This window comes from Candidatus Nitrospira neuquenensis, from assembly GCF_979578155.1.
Window position 1 is genome coordinate 86918 of record NZ_CEFZDU010000005.1, and the last position, 16652, is coordinate 103569.

Annotated in this window: 16 protein-coding genes; 12 read left to right on the forward strand and 4 right to left on the reverse strand. The window is 71.9% G+C overall.

The annotated features are described in order from the left end of the window. The gene (locus AC1U7O_RS02995; protein WP_479893086.1) at positions 1-801 is read left to right on the forward strand and encodes a dimethylarginine dimethylaminohydrolase family protein; all 801 of its coding nucleotides are present in this window, start codon (positions 1-3) and stop codon (positions 799-801) included. 123 nt (positions 802-924) lie between these two features. Here AC1U7O_RS02995 and AC1U7O_RS03000 read toward each other — a convergent pair whose 3' ends face one another. Both AC1U7O_RS03000 and AC1U7O_RS03005 read right to left on the reverse strand, forming a co-directional pair. Beyond that, positions 925-1686 carry an ROK family protein gene (locus AC1U7O_RS03000; RefSeq protein ID WP_479893087.1) on the reverse strand — a complete coding sequence of 254 codons (762 nt, stop codon included), beginning with the start codon at positions 1684-1686 and terminating at the stop codon, positions 925-927. Between the two features lie 11 nt (positions 1687-1697). Continuing rightward, the gene (locus AC1U7O_RS03005) at positions 1698-2123 is read right to left on the reverse strand and encodes a hypothetical protein (protein WP_479893088.1); all 426 of its coding nucleotides are present in this window, start codon (positions 2121-2123) and stop codon (positions 1698-1700) included. Between the two features lie 160 nt (positions 2124-2283). Between AC1U7O_RS03005 and AC1U7O_RS03010 the strand changes: the two genes are divergently transcribed. The 3 genes from AC1U7O_RS03010 (at position 2284) to larB (ending at position 4819) form a co-directional block, all read left to right on the forward strand. Beyond that, positions 2284-2952, forward strand: coding sequence for a hypothetical protein (locus AC1U7O_RS03010; RefSeq protein ID WP_479893089.1), 669 nt, complete (start codon positions 2284-2286; stop codon positions 2950-2952). A gap of 67 nt (positions 2953-3019) precedes the next feature. Then, positions 3020-4060, forward strand: coding sequence for an NAD(P)H-dependent glycerol-3-phosphate dehydrogenase (locus AC1U7O_RS03015; protein WP_479893090.1), 1041 nt, complete (start codon positions 3020-3022; stop codon positions 4058-4060). A gap of 6 nt (positions 4061-4066) precedes the next feature. Continuing rightward, positions 4067-4819, forward strand: a complete 753-nt coding sequence (gene larB, locus AC1U7O_RS03020; protein WP_479893091.1) for a nickel pincer cofactor biosynthesis protein LarB — start codon at positions 4067-4069, stop codon at positions 4817-4819. Between the two features lie 69 nt (positions 4820-4888). On the opposite strand, the gene AC1U7O_RS03025 is transcribed toward larB, so the two are convergent. Next, a complete protein-coding gene (locus tag AC1U7O_RS03025) occupies positions 4889-5470 on the reverse strand; it encodes a hypothetical protein (protein WP_479893092.1) in 582 nt (193 codons plus the stop codon). A gap of 182 nt (positions 5471-5652) precedes the next feature. On the opposite strand from AC1U7O_RS03025, the gene larC reads away from it, so the two are divergent. The 8 genes from larC to AC1U7O_RS03065 all read left to right on the forward strand — a co-directional run bounded on the left by larC (position 5653) and on the right by AC1U7O_RS03065 (position 14320). Beyond that, a complete protein-coding gene (larC, locus tag AC1U7O_RS03030; RefSeq protein WP_479893093.1) occupies positions 5653-6831 on the forward strand; it encodes a nickel pincer cofactor biosynthesis protein LarC in 1179 nt (392 codons plus the stop codon). 110 nt (positions 6832-6941) lie between these two features. Then, positions 6942-7940 carry a sodium:calcium antiporter gene (locus AC1U7O_RS03035; RefSeq protein WP_479893094.1) on the forward strand — a complete coding sequence of 333 codons (999 nt, stop codon included), beginning with the start codon at positions 6942-6944 and terminating at the stop codon, positions 7938-7940. Positions 7941-8098: 158 nt separating this feature from the next. Then, a complete protein-coding gene (gene pdxA, locus AC1U7O_RS03040) occupies positions 8099-9127 on the forward strand; it encodes a 4-hydroxythreonine-4-phosphate dehydrogenase PdxA (RefSeq protein ID WP_479893095.1) in 1029 nt (342 codons plus the stop codon). Then, complete coding sequence (locus tag AC1U7O_RS03045; protein WP_479893096.1) at positions 9124-9441, forward strand: hypothetical protein; 318 nt, start codon at positions 9124-9126, stop codon at positions 9439-9441. The genes pdxA and AC1U7O_RS03045 overlap by 4 nt, the downstream gene beginning before the upstream one ends. 5 nt (positions 9442-9446) lie before the next feature. Then, entirely contained in the window at positions 9447-10286 is an 840-nt protein-coding gene (gene rsmA / locus AC1U7O_RS03050) for a 16S rRNA (adenine(1518)-N(6)/adenine(1519)-N(6))-dimethyltransferase RsmA (RefSeq protein ID WP_479893097.1), read from the forward strand. Positions 10287-10319: 33 nt separating this feature from the next. Continuing rightward, positions 10320-12758, forward strand: a complete 2439-nt coding sequence (locus AC1U7O_RS03055) for an FtsK/SpoIIIE family DNA translocase (RefSeq protein WP_479893098.1) — start codon at positions 10320-10322, stop codon at positions 12756-12758. Continuing rightward, positions 12755-13486, forward strand: a complete 732-nt coding sequence (lolA, locus tag AC1U7O_RS03060; protein WP_479893099.1) for an outer membrane lipoprotein periplasmic chaperone LolA — start codon at positions 12755-12757, stop codon at positions 13484-13486. Before AC1U7O_RS03055 ends, lolA begins: the two co-directional genes overlap by 4 nt. Before the next feature lie 90 nt (positions 13487-13576). Further along, a complete protein-coding gene (locus AC1U7O_RS03065; RefSeq protein WP_479893100.1) occupies positions 13577-14320 on the forward strand; it encodes a 2OG-Fe(II) oxygenase family protein in 744 nt (247 codons plus the stop codon). Here the strand turns inward: AC1U7O_RS03065 and AC1U7O_RS03070 are convergent. Next, entirely contained in the window at positions 14304-16637 is a 2334-nt protein-coding gene (locus AC1U7O_RS03070) for a sensor histidine kinase (RefSeq protein WP_479893101.1), read from the reverse strand. The two genes, AC1U7O_RS03065 and AC1U7O_RS03070, sit on opposite strands and share 17 nt — an antisense overlap. Between the last annotated feature and the right edge of the window lie 15 nt (positions 16638-16652).

Sequence of the window (16652 nt, forward strand, 5' to 3'; positions counted from 1 at the left end):
ATGGCCCGCCTGCTCGTCTGCCCGCCCGACTACTTCCGCATCGCCTACGAGATCAACCCCTGGATGCGCCGCGCCAACCGCGTGGACCCGACCCGCGCGCGCCGCCAGTGGGAGGCCCTCATGGCGACGCTGGAGAAGGAAGTCGGCGTCACCCTCGAGCGGATGACGCCGGTGCCGGATCAGCCGGATCTGGTCTTCACGGCCAACGCGGGATCGGTCCTGGGGCGGCGGGCCGTGCCGAGCCGGTTCCGGCATCCGGAGCGGCAGGGCGAGGAGCGGCACTTCGAGGCCTGGTTCCGGGACCACGGCTACGAGGTCCACCGTTTGGAGGCGGGGCTGTACTTCGAGGGCGCGGGGGACCTCCTGGGTCTGCCCGAGCTCTGGTGCGGCGGCTACCGCCAGCGCTCGGACATCCGGTCCTACGTGCGGTTGAGCGAGATCTTCGGCCGGGAGATCATCCCCGTCGAGCTGGTGGACCCGCGCTTCTATCACCTGGACACCTGCTTCTGCCCCCTGAGCGGCGGGGAGCTGCTCTACTATCCCCCGGCCTTCGACGAGTATGCGCGGACGGTGATCGCCGACCGCGTGCCCGCCGACCGTCGGCTCGTCGTGCCGGAGGCGGAGGCGCTGCGGTTCGCCTGCAACGCGGTCTGCGTGGGGCGGGACGTGGTGTTGCCGACCGGCTGTCCCGAGACGGTGCGATGGCTGGCGGCGCGCGGCTACCGGCCGCGGCCGGTCGAGCTGGACGAGTTCATGAAGGCGGGCGGGTCGGCCAAGTGTCTGACTCTGGCGCTGGAGTGAGGCTGTTGGAAATCCGCGTCGTGCTTCGACAGGCTCGGCACGAGCGGCCAAGGGTGAATGGATGGGGTACCGACCGTTCGCCCTGAGCCAGTCGAAGGGTGAACGGAGAGCATCGCAACAGACTTAGCCCGACTTGGTGCGCGGCTCGGTCGTCTTTGCCGCCTCCCGCCAGAGCGCGATGCCGCCGAGCAGCCCGGCCCGGTTCGAGACGATCCTGGCGTTGGCCGGGAGCGTGACCGTGATCTTCTCCGCGTTGCCGCCGCCGATGAACAGGCGGTCGTAGTTGAAGAGCCCTTCGAGCTGGGCGATGGCGCGGAGCAAGCGCTTGTTCCATTTCTTCGGCCCGGCCTTCTTGAGCGCCGCGTTGCCCAGCCGCTGCTCGTAGGTCTTGCCGTTCTCGAAGGGATGGTGGGCGACCTCCAGGTTCGGCACCAGCCTCCCGTCCACGAAGAGGGCCGAGCCGAGGCCGGTGCCCAGCGTGATGACCATCTCGACGTCCCGGCCCTCGATCGCGCCATAGCCCTGGACGTCGCCGTCGTTGGCGACGCGGACCGGCGTGCCGAGCCGCTTGGCGAGGCTGTCGGCGAGCCGATAGCCCTTCCAGGCGTGGTGGAGGTTCGGCGCGGTCTCGGTCACCCCGTGCCGGACGACGCCCGGAAAGCCGACCGAGACGCGCTCGAACTCGCCCCGCCCCTTCGCGAGGGCGACGATGGCGGCGAGCACCGCGGCCGGCGTGGCGGGGCGCGGCGTCGCGACGCGGGCCCGCTCGGTGAGGGGGCGCCCCTCCGCGTCCAGCACCATCATCTTAATGCCGCTCCCGCCGATGTCCACCGCGAGAGTGCGCGGCAAGCGGCCGGGGCGGGTCGTGGGCGTGTCGCTCGGCATGGGGACCCTCCTCATGATTCAGGACGGGGCGGCCGGGGATCGGGGTCCTGCGGCCCGGATCGGCCGTGCGGCTCGGCCTTCGGACGGCTGCGGAGCAGCCAGGAGATATAGAAGCCAGCGGTCGCGATCGTCATGAGCTCGATCGTGAGGAGCCCGCGGCTGATGATGCCCGTTCCGGCTCCCGGCACCTCGGGCGGGCTCAGGAAAAAGTGGAAGCCCAGGAACTCCGGCGACGCGCCGGGCGGCGTCTCCCAGGGCGGGACCAACCCCGCCAGCCCCAAGCAGGCGACCATGACGTAGAGCGCCGTCATGTTCATCTCCTCCGGCTGGCGCTCGTCGGGCGACGGGCCGGCGGAGGCGAAGAGGGGACGGCCGCACCCGATGCAGAAGCGACTGTCGGGCGGCAGCTCCTGGTCGCAGTCGGCGCAACGCGGCATCCGGTGACCTCGCAGGGGGCGGACTGTCCGGCGGAAGAAGCCTACCCGGAATCGCGACGGGAATCCAGCCCGACCCGATCGAGACGGTTCCCGCCCAAAGCGGGGACTGGCGAGGTCCCCTAGGGTCGGCTAGCATGGGTCGGGAACGGAGACGATGGGCATGATCGAACGGCGGCTCGGCCTCGGTCTCCTGCTGTGCCTCCTCGTGGGCCCGGGGGCCTGCGCGGGGGATCGGCGGCCGGCGGCCCTCCCCCACGTCCCGGCCGCGCCGCTCGGCGGACAGCCCGCGCGGGTGGCGATCCTGGTGCCCCGTCCGCCGGACCACATGTTGGCCGGGGCCTACGCCAAGCTGGAGTCCCGAACCGCCACCCTCTTCCAGGCCGTCCTCGGCAGCCAGGTCGTCGAGCGCGGCGACCTTTCCTCCGTCCAGGCGGAACAGGCCTGGCAGTACAGCCATGCCGCGGCCGAGCAGAGCGTGGTGTCGGTGGGCAAGCTGGTCGGGGCCGACGCGCTCGTGCTCTACCGCATCGTCACCCCGGACCTCGCGGAGCGGCTCTTCGCCGAGGCGGGCGACTCGCTCTCGCCCGTGACCGTGCTGGCCAAGGTCGTGGGCGTCGAGACCGGCCTCATCCTCTGGACCCATGAGGTGACGGAGCCGGTCCGCTCGGCGGGCCGGCACCTCTCGCACGAGGGCGGGTACGATCCCGGCGTCCAGCAGGCGCTCGACCGCGGGGTGGACGAGATGCTGGCCGCGCTGGCCGAGGCCATCGTCTGCGAGCAGGCCCACTGCGACCGCGCGTCATCCGGCGCTCCCGCCCCGCCTCGCTAATTTCCCCGGAAGGCAGGTATAATCCGCCCCGCCGCCCGGCCCCGCGCCGCGCGGCGAAGGAGCGTTCATGGCCGACGTCGGGAATCGCGAGGACGGATGGCGGCGGGCCGCGGTGATCGGCGCGGGGGCCTGGGGCACCACGCTGAGCCGGCACCTGGCCGGCGTCGGCTGCCGCGTCCGGCTCTGGGCCTACGAGCCGGAGGTCGTCGCAGCGATCCGGGGCAAGGGCGAGAACAGCCTGTTTCTCCCGGGCGTGCCCCTCCCTTCCTCGGTCGAGGCGACCGGCTCGCTGGACGAGGCGGCCGGCGACGCGGAGCTGCTGGTCTTTGCCGTCCCCTCCCACGCGGCCCGATCGGTCCTGCGACGCCTGGCGCCGGCGCTCGCACGGCCCCTTCCCCTGATCAGCGCGACCAAGGGCATCGAAGAGGGCAGCTTCGCGCTCATGACGCAGGTCATGGCCGAGGAATTGCCGGGCTCGATGCACGGGCTGCTGACCGTGCTGTCCGGTCCGAGCTTCGCCGCGGAGGTGGCCGAAGGACGGCCGACGGCGGTCGTCCTGGCCGGCGCGGACGCCGCGCTGGTCCGGCGGCTCCAGGGACGACTCATGACCCCGGCCTTCCGGGTCTACGCGGGCGCGGATGTGATCGGCGTCCAGCTCGGCGGCGCGCTCAAGAACGTCATGGCGGTCGCGGCCGGCGTCGTGGACGGGTTGGGACTCGGCCACAATGCCCGCGCCGCGCTGATCACGCGCGGCCTGGCCGAGATGGTCCGGCTGGGGACGGCGATGGGGGCGGACCCCCGGACCTTCCAGGGCCTCTCGGGGCTGGGCGACTTGGTCCTGACCTGTACGGGCCCCCTGAGCCGCAACCATGCGGTGGGCCTGCGGCTGGGGCGGGGCGAGCCGCTCGAGCTGGTGCTCCGGGACGGCAAGGCCGTGGCCGAGGGGGTGAGGACCTCCCGCGCCGCGCTGGGGCTGGCCGCCCGCCTGGGGGTGGAGATGCCCATCGTGCGGGAGGTCTGCGCCCTCCTGTTCGAGGGGAAGGCGCCGCGGCGGGCCGCCGCCGACCTCATGGAGCGGTCCGCCAAGGCGGAGTCGGGCGGAGGGTGATGGGCGATGGACCGGGCGAGACTGACGCGGCTCCTCAAGGACTTCAAGCAAGGGCGGATCGACGCCGCCGGGGTGATCGAGCGCCTTCGATCGCTGCCGTACGAGGACCTCGGCTTCGCCTCGGTGGACCACCATCGCGCGATCCGTCAGGGCTTCCCCGAGGTCATCTTCTGCGAGGGCAAGACGCCGGCGCAGACCGTGGCGATCGCGCGGGGGCTCCTGAAGTCCGGCGTGCCGCTCCTCGCCACGCGGGCGACGCCGGAGGTCGCGCGCGCCCTCGCGACGCTCGACCGCCGGGCCGTCTATCACGAGCTGGCCAGGACCGTCGTCGTGCGGACGGGCCGGCCGCGGCCGCGCGGCCATGTCCTGATCGTCTCGGCCGGCACCGCCGACCTGCCGGTCGCGGAGGAGGCCCGCGTGACGGCCGAGACGATGGGCAGCCGGGTCGCGGTCCTCTACGACGTGGGGGTGGCCGGCCTGCACCGGCTCCTGGGGCGGCACGACCGCCTGCTGAAGGCGCGCGTGCTGGTCGTGGTCGCGGGCATGGACGGCGTGCTGCCGAGCGTGGTCGGCGGGCTGGTGGAGCGCCCCGTGATCGCCGTGCCGACGAGCCGGGGCTACGGGGCGAGCTTCGGCGGCCTGGCCGCGCTGCTGACGATGCTGAACTCCTGCGCGGCCGGCGTGGGCGTGGTGAACATCGACAACGGCTTCGGCGCCGGCTGCCTGGCGCACAAGATCAACGTGCTGGGATCGGAGTAGGGGGAGCGGTGTTGAGTGGCGAGTGTTGAGTTGAAAGCCTGCTTTCAACCGAACACTCAGCACTCCCGACTATTTCACTTCGAGCAGCCCCCGCTTCGGCCAGGCGACCATCTGCGTGCGGACGCCGTTGTCGTCGGAGGCCAGGAGCTTGGCGCGTACCTCGTAGTGATAGTGGCCCCGTCCGACGACCTGCTTCGTCTGGTCGGTCCCATCCCAGGTCAACGTCACCTCGATGAGGCCGGCGGTCGCGTCGCCGTCGGGCCGCGGGTCGGCGGACTGGGGAGCGGCCTGCCGGTCCGTCGGGGCCGCCGGTCCCACGGGCTGGCGACGGGACAGGAAGCGCATCGAGCGCATCGAGGGCGAGCTGATCAGCGAGGACACCTCCAGGACGGGCGCACCGGCGAGATCGCGCGGCAACTGGACTCGGACGGCGAGGTCGAGGCTGCCGTCCTTCGGGCTGTAGGGGAGGGGCGAGAGCGTGACCGAGAGGATCTTGAGGTCGGGCTCCTTGACCGGACCCCGCTTGCGTTTGGCCAGGGCCTGGTCCTCGGCGCCGACCAGCAGGAGCGCGAGCGCGCAGAGCGCCGCCGCGAGGGATCGGGTGGGCGCGCGCTCGGCGGGCGCGAGGCGGAGGTCGTTAGATCGGGACATGGGGGTGTGGGACGTCGGGGTGTCGGTGGTCCGGGGCCGATGCCGCCACGTGGATACCACAGGGCGCCCACCGTGTCAACTTCGGTGCGGGCGGGGGGCGCGTTGCCGCCCCGCTCCGGATGCGTGTAAGATGGCCGCAGGTTTTTGCGTAGGGGGGCCTCGGCGGGGGCGGATCGGCGGCGATGACCCATCTGCACTTTGACTGCTTCTCGGGGATCAGCGGCGACATGGTGCTCGGCGCCTTGGTGGACGCCGGGCTGCCGCTCACGGACCTGGCGCGCGGCCTCAAGGCCCTGCCGGCGGACGGTTACCGGCTGCGGGCGCGCCCCGTCCGTCGCGCGGGCCTGCACGCGACCAAGGTGGACGTCGTCGTCGCGCGCGGCTATCGCGAGCCCCTGAGCCTGCGGCGGATTCTCCGGCTCATCGGGACCAGCCGGCTGCCCGCGCCGGTGAAGGACCGGGCCCGCGAGACCTTCGAGCGGTTGGCCCGCGCCGAGGGCCTCGCCCATCGGGTGGCGGCGGAGGACGTGCGGTTCCACGAGGTCGGCGTCATTGATTCGCTCGTGGACGTGGTCGGGGGCATCCTCGGCTGCCACCTCCTCGGAGTCGGGCGGATCACCGCCTCGGCCGTGAACCTGGGCGGCGGGCTCATGGAGTCGTCCCACGGCACGCTGCCGGTCCCCGGGCCGGCCGTGGCCGCGCTCGCGCGCGGGCTGCCCGTCTATAGCGGAGGCCCGAGCCGCGAGCTGACGACGCCGACGGGCCTCGCGCTGCTGCGCGTCCTGGCCGGCGGGTTCGGCCCGCTGCCCGTCATGACGCCGTCGGCCGTCGGCCACGGCGCGGGCGACGCGGACCCGGAAGGCTGGCCCAACGTACTCCGTGTCTTCATCGGCGAGGCGGCGTCGGCCGGGCGGTCCGATCGCGTGGTCGAGGTCGAGACGAACCTGGACGACCTGAGCCCCCAGGCCTACGACCTGGTCATGGACCGGCTGTTCGCGGCCGGCGCGCTGGACGTGACGCTCACGCCCGTGATCATGAAACAGGGGCGGCCGGGGATCGTGCTCGCGGCCCTGGCCCCGCCGGCGCGGACCGAGGCGGTGGCGGACGTGATCCTCAAGGAGACGACCAGCCTCGGTGTGCGGGTGCGGGAGGTGGATCGGCTGGTGCTGCCCCGACGGTCGGTGTCCCTGCGGACGAAGCTCGGGCCAGTCCGGCTCAAGGTGGCCGACCTCGGCGACGGGCGGGTCAAGGCGGCGCCGGAATACCAGGACTGCAGGCGGCTGGCGGAACGGACGGGGCGGCCGCTGCGGGACGTGATGGAAGCCGCCATGCTCGCGTTTTCGAAGACACGCAGCAAGTAAGCAAGTCGGCAAGGCAGCGGGAACAGGGAACAGGGAACAGGGAACAGGGAACCGATGAATCCTTACTGCTCGCTTGCCGCTTGCCGCTTGCCACTCCTTCAGGGGTTTCCATGACCGTCCTGCTCTACGTGGGCCTCTTCCTGGCCTCCGTCGTGGTGACGCTGGCCGGCTGCGCGCTGTTCACGAACGCGATCGAGTGGCTGGGCAAGCGGCTCAAGGTGCCGGAGGGCGCGGTGGGGAGCATCTTCGCCGCCGTCGGGACCACGCTGCCGGAGACCTCCATCCCGGTCATCGCGATCTTTTTCGGCGAGGGTGCGGAGCGGACGGAGGTCGGCCTCGGCGCCATCCTCGGGGCGCCCTTCATGCTGAGCACCCTGGTGCTGCCGATCCTGGCGGGACTCCTGGTGCTCTACGCCAGGCTGGGGAAGCGCGCCGCGCGGTTCTCGCTGGACTACCAAGAGGTCCGGACGGATCTCGCGTTTTTCGTCACGGCCTACGGGCTGGCCCTCGCCTGCGTGTTCGTGCCCGTGAAGGCCGTCCACTACGCGGTCGCGGCGACGCTGGTCCTGCTCTACCTGCGCTACGCGTACCTGAAGTTCTCGGCCGAGCCGGATGCGGCGCCGGTGGGCCTCGACCCGCTGCTGTTCGCGCGGCGCGCCGCTCGCCCGGCCTACGCGATGATCGGGCTGCAGGCGGCGGTCGGCCTCGGGGCGCTGGTCGCTGGCGCGCACCTGTTCGTCACGGCGGTCAAGTCCATCTCGGCCGAGCTGGCCGTGTCGCCCCTGCTGCTCGCGCTCCTGATCGCGCCGCTCGCCACGGAGCTGCCGGAGATGTCCAACAGCTTCCTGTGGCTCTACCGGCGGAAGGACGCGCTGGCCGTGGGCAACGTCACCGGCGCGATGGTGTTCCAGGGGACCTTTCCCGTATCGGTGGGACTGATCGGCACGTCCTGGACCCTCGCGCCCTCCGCCACGGTCACGATGGCCCTGTCCCTGGTCGCGGCCCTGGCCGGCCTGGGGCAGGTCCTATGGGCCGGCCACTGGCGGCCCTGGTTGCTCGGCGCCGGCGCGGCGCTGTACGCGGGCTACACGGTGTACCTGGCGGGATGAGGGGAAAGAGTAGGCCGGCGGAGGGCCGTTACCCCGGAGAACGGGCGTCGCCCCGGCGGAAGCCGTGGCCCCGTCCGGGTTCGTGGGAGCTGTCCTGGATCCCGGCGTTCGCCGGGATGCCCTGCGCCGGGATGACGCGGGATGATGAGTCTTCGACCATGAAACGCCCCCTTCACGACAAGCCGATCCTAGGGATCACGATGGGCGATCCGGCGGGGATCGGCCCCGAGGTCGTCGCCAAGGCCTTCGCCGGCCGGGACCTCTTCCGGCTGGGCCGGCCGGTCGTCATCGGCTCGCTGCCCGTCATGGAGGCGACGGTCCGGGCCCTGCGGCTGCCGCTGCGGGTCGCGCGGGTGCGCGGGCACGAGCACCGGCTGGGCCGGCGCGGCGAGGTGCCGGTGGTGGACCCGCTCAAGCGGCCGCTGGGTCGCATCCGCATGGGCGCGCCGGCCAGGGCCACGGGCGCGGCCTCGGTCGCCTTCATCGAGGCGGCGGTGCGGCTGGCGGAGAACGGCTGCCTCGACGCGATCGTCACGGCGCCGATCAACAAGGAAGCGATGAACCTGGCGGGCCACGCCTACCCGGGCCATACCGAGCTGCTGGCCGACCTGACCCGCAGCAAGGAGGTGGGGATGATGATCGTCGGCGGCCCGCTCAAGATCCTCTTCGCCACGACTCACGTGGCGCTCGCGCGGCTGCCGGCGGCGCTCACACCGGCCTGCGTGGGGCGGGCGATCCGGCTGGCCCACCGGGCGATGCGCGAGCTGTTCGGCGTCGCGCGGCCGAGGCTCGGGGTCGCGGCCCTGAACCCCCACGCGGGCGAGGGCGGGCTCTTCGGCCGGGAGGAGCGCCGGATCATCCTGCCGGCGGCGCGCCGGGCGCGCGCGGCGGGCCTCGACGCGAGCGACCCGTTGCCGGCCGACACGCTGTTCGTCAAGGCGGCGCGGGGCGACTTCGACGCGGTGGTCGCGATGTACCACGACCAGGGGCTCATCCCGCTCAAGCTCCTGGCCTTCGGCACCTGCGTGAACCTCACGGTCGGCCTCCCGATCATCCGGACTTCCGTGGACCACGGGACCGCCTACGACATCGCGGGCAAGGGCCTGGCCGACTGCGGGAGCCTGATCGAGGCGGCCCGCCTCGCGGCGCGGCTCGCCGCGGCCCGGCGGGGAAGGGGGACGACATGACCGACGCGACGGCGGCGGCCGAGACGATCCGGCGGCAGCTCAAGGAGCTGGACCAGGTCGTGGCCCTGGCGCTCAAGGACCTGAACGCGGTCCGCGGCATGGAGAACATCGAGAAGTGGAAGGCCCGGACGGCGGCCCTGCTCCGCGCGCAGGTCGGCGAGGACGAGGCGCTGCGCTTCGCCAAGCAGGGCACGGGGCCGGCCTTCGCCAACGACCTGCAGGAAGAAATGCAGGACAAGGCGGAGGACTGCCGGACCTTCCTGCTGGCGCTGATCGAGGAACTGGGTCGGCGGGCGACTCCGCCGCCGGCCTGAGCGACATGAGCGCCCCCCTCCCGCCGCCCCTCAAACGCCTCGGCCAGCACTTCCTCATCGACCGGAACATCGTCCGCAAGATCGTCGCGGCGGCGGCGCTGCGTCCGGAGGACACCGTCCTGGAGGTCGGGCCGGGCCGAGGCATCCTGACGCGGGACCTCTGCGCGGCGGCCCGGCGGGTCATCGCCGTCGAGCTGGACCCGAAGCTGGCCGCCTGGCTGGCCGAGTCCCTGGCCGACTGCGGGAACCTCGACCTCCGGGCGGGCGACGCCCTCGTCTTCGACTACGGCGGCCTCCCCACCGGGACAGTCGTGGTCGCCAACCTGCCCTACAACGTCTCGACGCCGCTCCTGTTCCGCTTCTTCGAGGCGGCGGACCGGCTCGATCGCCTGGTGCTGATGCTCCAGGTGGAGGTCGCGCGCCGGCTGGCGGCCGGGCCGGGCTCGCCCGACTACGGCGTGCTCTCGGTCCTCGCGCAGTTCTACGCCGCGACCCGGCTGGCGTTCACCGTCTCGCGCCGGTGTTTCCGGCCGCGGCCGGAGGTCGAGTCCGCCGTGGTCACGCTGACCATCCGGCGCCGGCGCGCGGCGGTCCGGAGCGAGGCCGGGTTCGTCCGGACGGTCCGCGCGGCCTTCGCGCACCGGCGCAAGACGCTCGCCAACTCGCTCCGCGACGAGGGCTACCCCTCGGAGCGGATCGCCGCGGCGCTGGCCGGGGCCGGCATCGCGGCCGCGCGGCGGGCCGAGACCCTGGGCCTGGAAGAGTTCGCGGCGCTGGCGGACGCGCTGGAGACGGCCGTGGATGGAGGGGATGCGACGCGGCCGCCGCGCGCGCCCGTCGGCTGACACTGTCCCGGCGTTTGTGCTAGCATGCGCCGCATGGGGGGTTCCACCCAGGCGAAACGCGGCGAGGCCCGCGGCGCGTCCCGCCCGACGACCCATCGGAAACACGAGGTGATCGGGGTCCTGCTGATCACCCTGAGCCTGTTGATTCTCCTCAGCCTGATCTCCTTCGCCCCGACCGACGTGCCCCTGTTCGGCGCGCCGCCGGCCGACGCGACCGGGCCGGTGCGGACCCAGAACATGATCGGCCTGGTCGGGGCCACGCTCTCGGCTCTCCTGTTCTGGTTCGCCGGCGCCGGCGCCTATCTCCTGCCCTTCCTCCTCGTGTCCCTGGGGACCCGCTGCTTCTTCGAGGGGGAGCTGCGGCTCACGCCGCGGAGCGTGGCCGGCGCGGTCGTCGCGCTGCTGTTCCTGAGCGGCCTGCTGCACCTGGAGGTGACGGCCGTCCCGACCCTGTTCAGCGGGCTCGTGTACCGGGGGCGGGCCGGCGGGGTCGGCGGCGCGTTCCTCGCGGACCTCCTGCGGGGCTACTTCGCGAGCACGGGCGCCCACATCGTGCTCTTGGCGGGCCTGGTCGTCTCCCTGCTGGTGACCACGCCCGTCTCCCTGCTCGACCTGATGGGCCGGCTCGGCGAGCGGTGGGACGCCCTGCGCGAGGGGGCGGCCGCCCTGCTGCCCGGGCGGGACGAACGGGAGGCGAAGGCCGAGGGGAAGAAGAAACGGAAGGACAAGGGTAAGCCCGTCACGATCACGCGGTCCGTCGAGGACGAGGCAGCCGCCGAGGTCCTTCCGTTCGTCGAAGAGCCGCCGCCCGCTCCGCCGGTGATCGCGGCGGCGACCGCGCGGCCGGCGCCCGTCGAGGAGAAGGACGAGCCCGAGCCGGCGACCGTCATGAGCCCGGCCGTCTCGACCGGCTACCTGCTGCCGGACCCGCGCGAGCTGCTCGACGACCCGGCCCAGCCGTCGCAGCGCCTGACCGACGAGCAGCTCAAGGCCCAGTCCGAGGTGCTCACCCGCGCGCTCCAGAACTTCGGGATCGAGGGGAAGGTGACGGAGGTGCGGCCCGGGCCGGTCGTGACGATGTTCGAGTTCGAGCCCGCGCCGGGGGTGAAGGTGGCGCGGATCGTCAACCTGGCCGACGACCTCGCGCTCGCGATGAAGGCCGCCAGCCTGCGGATCGTCGCGCCGCTGCCGGGGAAATCGGTCGTGGGCATCGAGGTGCCCAACCCCTACCGCGAGATCGTGGCCTTCAAGGAGGTCATCACGAGCGAGCCCTTCGGCCGCGCGCGGTCCAAGCTGATGCTGGCGCTCGGCAAGGACATCTTCGGCGCCCCGCTCTGCGCCGACCTCAAGGCCATGCCGCATCTGCTCGTCGCCGGGGCGACGGGGACGGGCAAGAGCGTCTGCCTGAACGCGATGCTCCTGAGCCTGCTCTTCAACGCCAGGCCGGACGAGGTGAAGCTGCTGCTCGTGGACCCCAAGATGCTGGAGCTAAAGACCTACGACGGCATCCCCCACCTGCTCCGTCCGGTGATCACGGACCCCAAGTCCGCGGCGCGCGGGCTGACCTGGGTCGTGCAGGAGATGGAGCGGCGCTACAAGCTCCTGGCGGAGGCGGGCGTGCGCAACATCGACGCCTACAACCGCCGGGTGCACGAGGCGCAGGGCCTGGCCGAGCCCCGGCCGGCCGGCGGGACCGCGAGGCCGGAGGACCCGCCGATGGAGTTCCTCTCCGAAGAGGAGCGGCTGTCGGCGGGCGAGAGCGTGGCGCCGGAGCCGTCGGGCCCCGCCGACCGGCCGGAGACGCCGCCCGCGCCGCTCCCCTACATCGTCGTGATGATCGACGAGCTGGCCGACCTGATGATGGTCGCGCCCAAGGAGGTCGAGGAGAAGATCGCGCGGCTGGCGCAGATGGCCCGGGCCTCGGGCATCCACCTCGTGCTCGCGACGCAGCGCCCCTCGGTGGACGTGCTGACCGGGCTGATCAAGGCCAACTTCCCCGCCCGGATCGCCTTCCAGGTGTCCTCCAAGACCGACTCGCGGACGATCCTCGACGCGAACGGCGCGGAGGCCCTGCTGGGGCGAGGGGACATGCTGTACCTGGCCTCCGGGACGGGCCGCCTGACGCGCGTCCACGGCTCCTTCGTGGCCGACGAGGACGTGCACCGGGTGGTGGAATTCGTCAAGCGGCAGGCCTCGCCCAGCTACAGCGAGGAGCTGAGCGCCTCGCTCAAGCAGGAGGATGCGGCGGAGGAGGGGGAGAAGGACGAGGTCTACGAGCAGGCGAAGGACCTCGTCATCTCGACCGGGCAGGCCTCCGCCTCGCTGATCCAGCGGCGCCTGCGCGTGGGCTATCCGCGGGCGGCGCGCATGGTCGAGCGGATGCAGGAGGAGGGGATCGTGGGCGCGGCCGGACGGGACGGGCGTCGCGAGGTGCTGGTGCGGCGCGGGCCCGCGGGAGGGGATCAGGCGTGACGCCGAGCGAACAAAGAAAAGCGACGAGGAAGCGAGTCATCTCGTTCTGTCTCTTCACGGGCCTCGTGTCCCTGGTCGCGTGCGTCGGGTCGGCCTCGTCCGCTTCGGCGGACGAGGTCAAGGATGCGGTCAGGAAGCTCCAGGCCCGGTACGAGCAGACGAAGGACCTCAAGGCCGACTTCGTCCAGAAGACGCGGATCGAGGGGTTCGCCTCGCCGATCGAGTCGAGCGGGCGGCTCTACATCAAGAAGCCGGGCCGCCTGCGCTGGGACTACCTGCAGCCGAACGTCGAGGAGATCTACGTCAAGCAGAACGACGTCCAGATGTACGTGCCGGAGCACAAGCAGGTGCTCGTGGGCAAGCTGACGCAGATGGCGGCGTCCCAGGCGCCGCTCCAACTGCTGCAGGGCGTGGGTCGCTTGGAGGAGCAGTTCGACGTCCAGCCCGCCGAGGGCGGCGCGAAGGGGGCGGGCGGCCTGCCGCTGCTGGTGCTCACGCCCAAGGCGGACGTGCCGGACACGGTGCGGACCGTCGCGCGGATCGTCCTGGAGCTGCAGCCCAAGACCTACTTCATCAAGAGCCTGGCCATCCACGAGGTGAGCGGGAACGTCGCGACCTTCGAGTTCTCCGGCCTCAAGCCGAACGGGGGGCTCAAGAACGAGCTGTTCGAGTTCACGCCGCCGCCCGGCGTCGAGGTCGTCAAGGCGCCGATGCTCACACCGCCCTGATCGGGCCGGCCCCGGCGGGATGGTTGAACGCGGCGGGCCGCCGCGGGTAGGATAGGCGGCCTGTCGGGGGGCCGGAGAAAGGACGGACAGATGGTGAGTGCCGCGGCAGTATCCGTCGGGGAGGCGGTCGAGCAGGCCGTCGCCGCCCTGGATTTTGAGCGGGTCCGCAAGGAGTATTGGGAGCAGAACGAGTTCATCGTCCTGCCCCGGTTTCTTCCGAGGGAGACGGTGGAGGCCGCGCTCGTGCCCGTCGTCGAGCGGCTCAAGCCGGAGCTGAATCGCAACTACATCCCCAAACACAAGAAGGGCGGGAGCGTCAGCTACTTCACCGTGAGGGAGAAGGGGAGGCCCTTCCTGGAGTTCTACCGCTCGGCGGCCTTCCGGAGCTTCCTGGAGCGGCTCGTCGGGACGACGCTCATGCTCTGTCCGGACGACGATCCCCACGCCTGCGCCCTTTACTACTACACGGAGCCGGGCGATCATATCGGGTTCCACTACGACACCTCCTATTACAGGGGCGCGCGCTACACGATCCTGATGGGGCTCGTGGACCGCTCGGCGCACTGCCGCCTGGTCTGCCAGCTCTACAAGGACGACCCCTCCCGCGAGACGAAGGAGCTGTCGCTGATCACCGCGCCGGGCGACCTGGTCATCTTCAACGGGGACAAGCTCTGGCACGCGGTGACGCCGCTGGGCGAGGGCGAGGAGCGGGCGGTGCTCACGATGGAATACGTGACGAGCCAGGAGATGGGGCCGTTCAAGCGGCTCTACTCGAACCTGAAGGACGCCTTCGCCTACTTCGGGCTCCGCGCCGTCTTCAGGCGAACCCGCTGAGCCGTCCGTCTGTCGGACCTCCCGGCCCGCCCGCGAGGGGCAGGGCGAAGGTGAACCGGCTGCCCCCGGCGGGCAGGGGCTCCGCCCAGATGCGCCCGCCGTGCAGCTCCACCAAGCTCCGGGCGATGGCGAGGCCGAGCCCCGCCCCGCGAGCCTCGGCCGGCGCTCCGCTCCCCCGGTAGAACTTCTCGAAGATCCGTTCGGCCTCCTCCGGCGCAATCCCGCACCCCGTGTCCGTCACGCTGGTCAGGAGCGCTCCGCTGTCCAGGCGCGCGTCCACCGCGATCATCCCGCCGGGCGGCGTGAACTTGACCGCGTTCTGGAGGAGGTTCGTCAGGACCTGGTGCAGCTTGTCCCGGTCCCCACGGAGGAGCGGCAGGCCGGGGCATGGGCGCGCTTCGATGGCCAGCCCCTTGTCCCTCGCCAGCGGCAGCAGGCCTTCGACCACCTCGTGCACGAGGTCGGCCAGGGACAGGGGCGCGGGCCTGAGCTCGACCTGGCCGGCTTCGATCCGGGAGAGATCCAGCAGGTCGTTGATCAGCCGGGTGAGGCGTCCGACGTTGTGGGCCACCCGCTCGAGGCAGGCGGCCTGCTTCTCGGCGAGGGGCCCGGCCAAGCCGTCCAGCAGGTTGTCCACGTACCCCTTGATCGAGGTCATGGGCGTCCGCAGCTCGTGCGAGACGATGGACACGAAGACCGACTTGAGCCGGTCGAGCTCCTGGAGCCGCCGGTTGGCCGATTCCAGGTCGGCCGTGCGCGCCCGGACCTTGGCCTCCAACCCCACGTTCAGCTCCTCGATCTGCCGGTAGGCGTCCGTCTTGTCGAGCGCGACGGCGACCTGGGCCGCGACCGTCGCCATCAGCTCGAGGTCGTCCGCGGTCAGGCTGTGCCGCTGGATGCGGTCCACGGTGAGCGCCCCGATGACCCGGTCACGGACGAGCAGGGGTACCGAGATGATCGAGCGGGCGTCCGTGGCGTCGGCCAGCTCGCGATGGAGGGGGTGGAGGCGGAGCCGCTCCTCCCGGATGTCGCCGACCAGGACCGGCCGGCCCTGGACGTGCACGCGGTGCTCGATGCCGTCGGGGTCCTCGATCCGGATCGGCAACCGACCGATGAGCGCCGCGACCTCCGCGGGGACGCCCATGATCCAGGCGTCGCGGATGACGCCCTCCGCTTGGTCCGAGAAGGAGAGCATCGCGCGGTCGTACCGCAGCTCGCGGAGCAGCGTTTCCAGCACGGAGCGGATGAGGGTGTCGCGGTCCAGGGTCGAGTTGAAGATGAGCCCCGTCCGGTGCAGGGTCGCGAGCCGGCTGACCGTGCGCCGCAATTGGACCGTCGCGTGGCCCTGCTCCAGGTAGGCCCGGCGCAGCTCCTCATGGCGGGCCTCCACGGACTCCAGTTGCTCACGGATGAGGGCTTCCCGGCTCCTGACATCCCCCCGGAGCCGGCGCGAGCGGTGTGCGAGCCACACGGCGGCCGCCGGCAGGAGGGAGACGACGAGGCTTTCCAGGGGGGCGATCTGGGGATGGAGCAGGCGCAGGTAGGCGAAGGCCGCCGCGCCGGTGAGGCCCGCCGCCATCGGTCCCAGCAACCCCGGCCGGGGCTCCGGCGCCCAGGTGAACTCCCATTCGCAGTATTCATCCCCCGCGGCGATGCACCGGAGGTCTCTGACCGCGGCCGGGGCCAGGCCGTGGACCAGCTTGGGCACCGCCATGAGCCCCCCCTTCGCCGATTGGCAGATCAGCGAGGTGCAGCGCTTGCGGTAGCGGCCGAACTGGACGTAGACGTGGTCGGCGAACTTCATGCGGAGGACGGCGGAGCGGTCGGTGACGAGCCCGACGCCGAAGTGGATGGACCCCTTCGCGAACTTCTCGCCGAAGTGGGGGAACATGCGGTAGATCTGCGGGACGGTGAAGGGCCGGCCCAAGGTCCGCACCTGCGGCGTGATGCGCTTCTCCTGCCCGACGTGCAGGGCGAAATCCTGGTCGCCGGAGAGCATCAGGCAGAACTCGGTCAGGAAGGCCGCGAACTCGTAGGCGTAGCTGTTCCAGGGGCTCCGGAGGAACTCCGGCGTGACGTGGTAGGCCGGGTCGCGGATCCGCTCGTTGAGCAGCCGGCAGAGCTCGGCCACGGCGCGGGCGGCCTCCTCCGGCCCGCGACCGGCCGCGACCACCTCCTCCAGGTAGTCCACGTTGGCGCGGATCGTGATGCCGCTCACGTCCACGATGCTCCGCCCGTCCTCGTCCAGACCGAAGGGCCGGAACTCCATGAAGCCCTTCTCGAGGATCGAGCGGTCCTGGGGCAGCAGCTCGTCCATGGACGGACCGCAGCC

Excerpts from the sequence above, each read along its gene's own strand:
- AC1U7O_RS03035 (WP_479893094.1), top strand. The coding sequence starts at position 6,942 with ATGACCGTCCTGCTCTACGTGGGCCTCTTCCTGGCCTCCGTCGTGGTG.
- AC1U7O_RS03000 (WP_479893087.1), bottom strand. The coding sequence starts at position 1,686 with ATGCCGAGCGACACGCCCACGACCCGCCCCGGCCGCTTGCCGCGCACT.
- pdxA (WP_479893095.1), top strand. The coding sequence starts at position 8,099 with ATGAAACGCCCCCTTCACGACAAGCCGATCCTAGGGATCACGATGGGC.
- AC1U7O_RS03005 (WP_479893088.1), bottom strand. The coding sequence starts at position 2,123 with ATGCCGCGTTGCGCCGACTGCGACCAGGAGCTGCCGCCCGACAGTCGC.
- larB (WP_479893091.1), top strand. The coding sequence starts at position 4,067 with ATGGACCGGGCGAGACTGACGCGGCTCCTCAAGGACTTCAAGCAAGGG.
- AC1U7O_RS03010 (WP_479893089.1), top strand. The coding sequence starts at position 2,284 with ATGATCGAACGGCGGCTCGGCCTCGGTCTCCTGCTGTGCCTCCTCGTG.
- AC1U7O_RS02995 (WP_479893086.1), top strand. The coding sequence starts at position 1 with ATGGCCCGCCTGCTCGTCTGCCCGCCCGACTACTTCCGCATCGCCTAC.
- AC1U7O_RS03055 (WP_479893098.1), top strand. The coding sequence starts at position 10,320 with ATGGGGGGTTCCACCCAGGCGAAACGCGGCGAGGCCCGCGGCGCGTCC.
- rsmA (WP_479893097.1), top strand. The coding sequence starts at position 9,447 with ATGAGCGCCCCCCTCCCGCCGCCCCTCAAACGCCTCGGCCAGCACTTC.
- larC (WP_479893093.1), top strand. The coding sequence starts at position 5,653 with ATGACCCATCTGCACTTTGACTGCTTCTCGGGGATCAGCGGCGACATG.
- AC1U7O_RS03065 (WP_479893100.1), top strand. The coding sequence starts at position 13,577 with ATGGTGAGTGCCGCGGCAGTATCCGTCGGGGAGGCGGTCGAGCAGGCC.
- AC1U7O_RS03045 (WP_479893096.1), top strand. The coding sequence starts at position 9,124 with ATGACCGACGCGACGGCGGCGGCCGAGACGATCCGGCGGCAGCTCAAG.
- AC1U7O_RS03015 (WP_479893090.1), top strand. The coding sequence starts at position 3,020 with ATGGCCGACGTCGGGAATCGCGAGGACGGATGGCGGCGGGCCGCGGTG.
- AC1U7O_RS03025 (WP_479893092.1), bottom strand. The coding sequence starts at position 5,470 with ATGTCCCGATCTAACGACCTCCGCCTCGCGCCCGCCGAGCGCGCGCCC.
- AC1U7O_RS03070 (WP_479893101.1), bottom strand. The coding sequence starts at position 16,637 with ATGGACGAGCTGCTGCCCCAGGACCGCTCGATCCTCGAGAAGGGCTTC.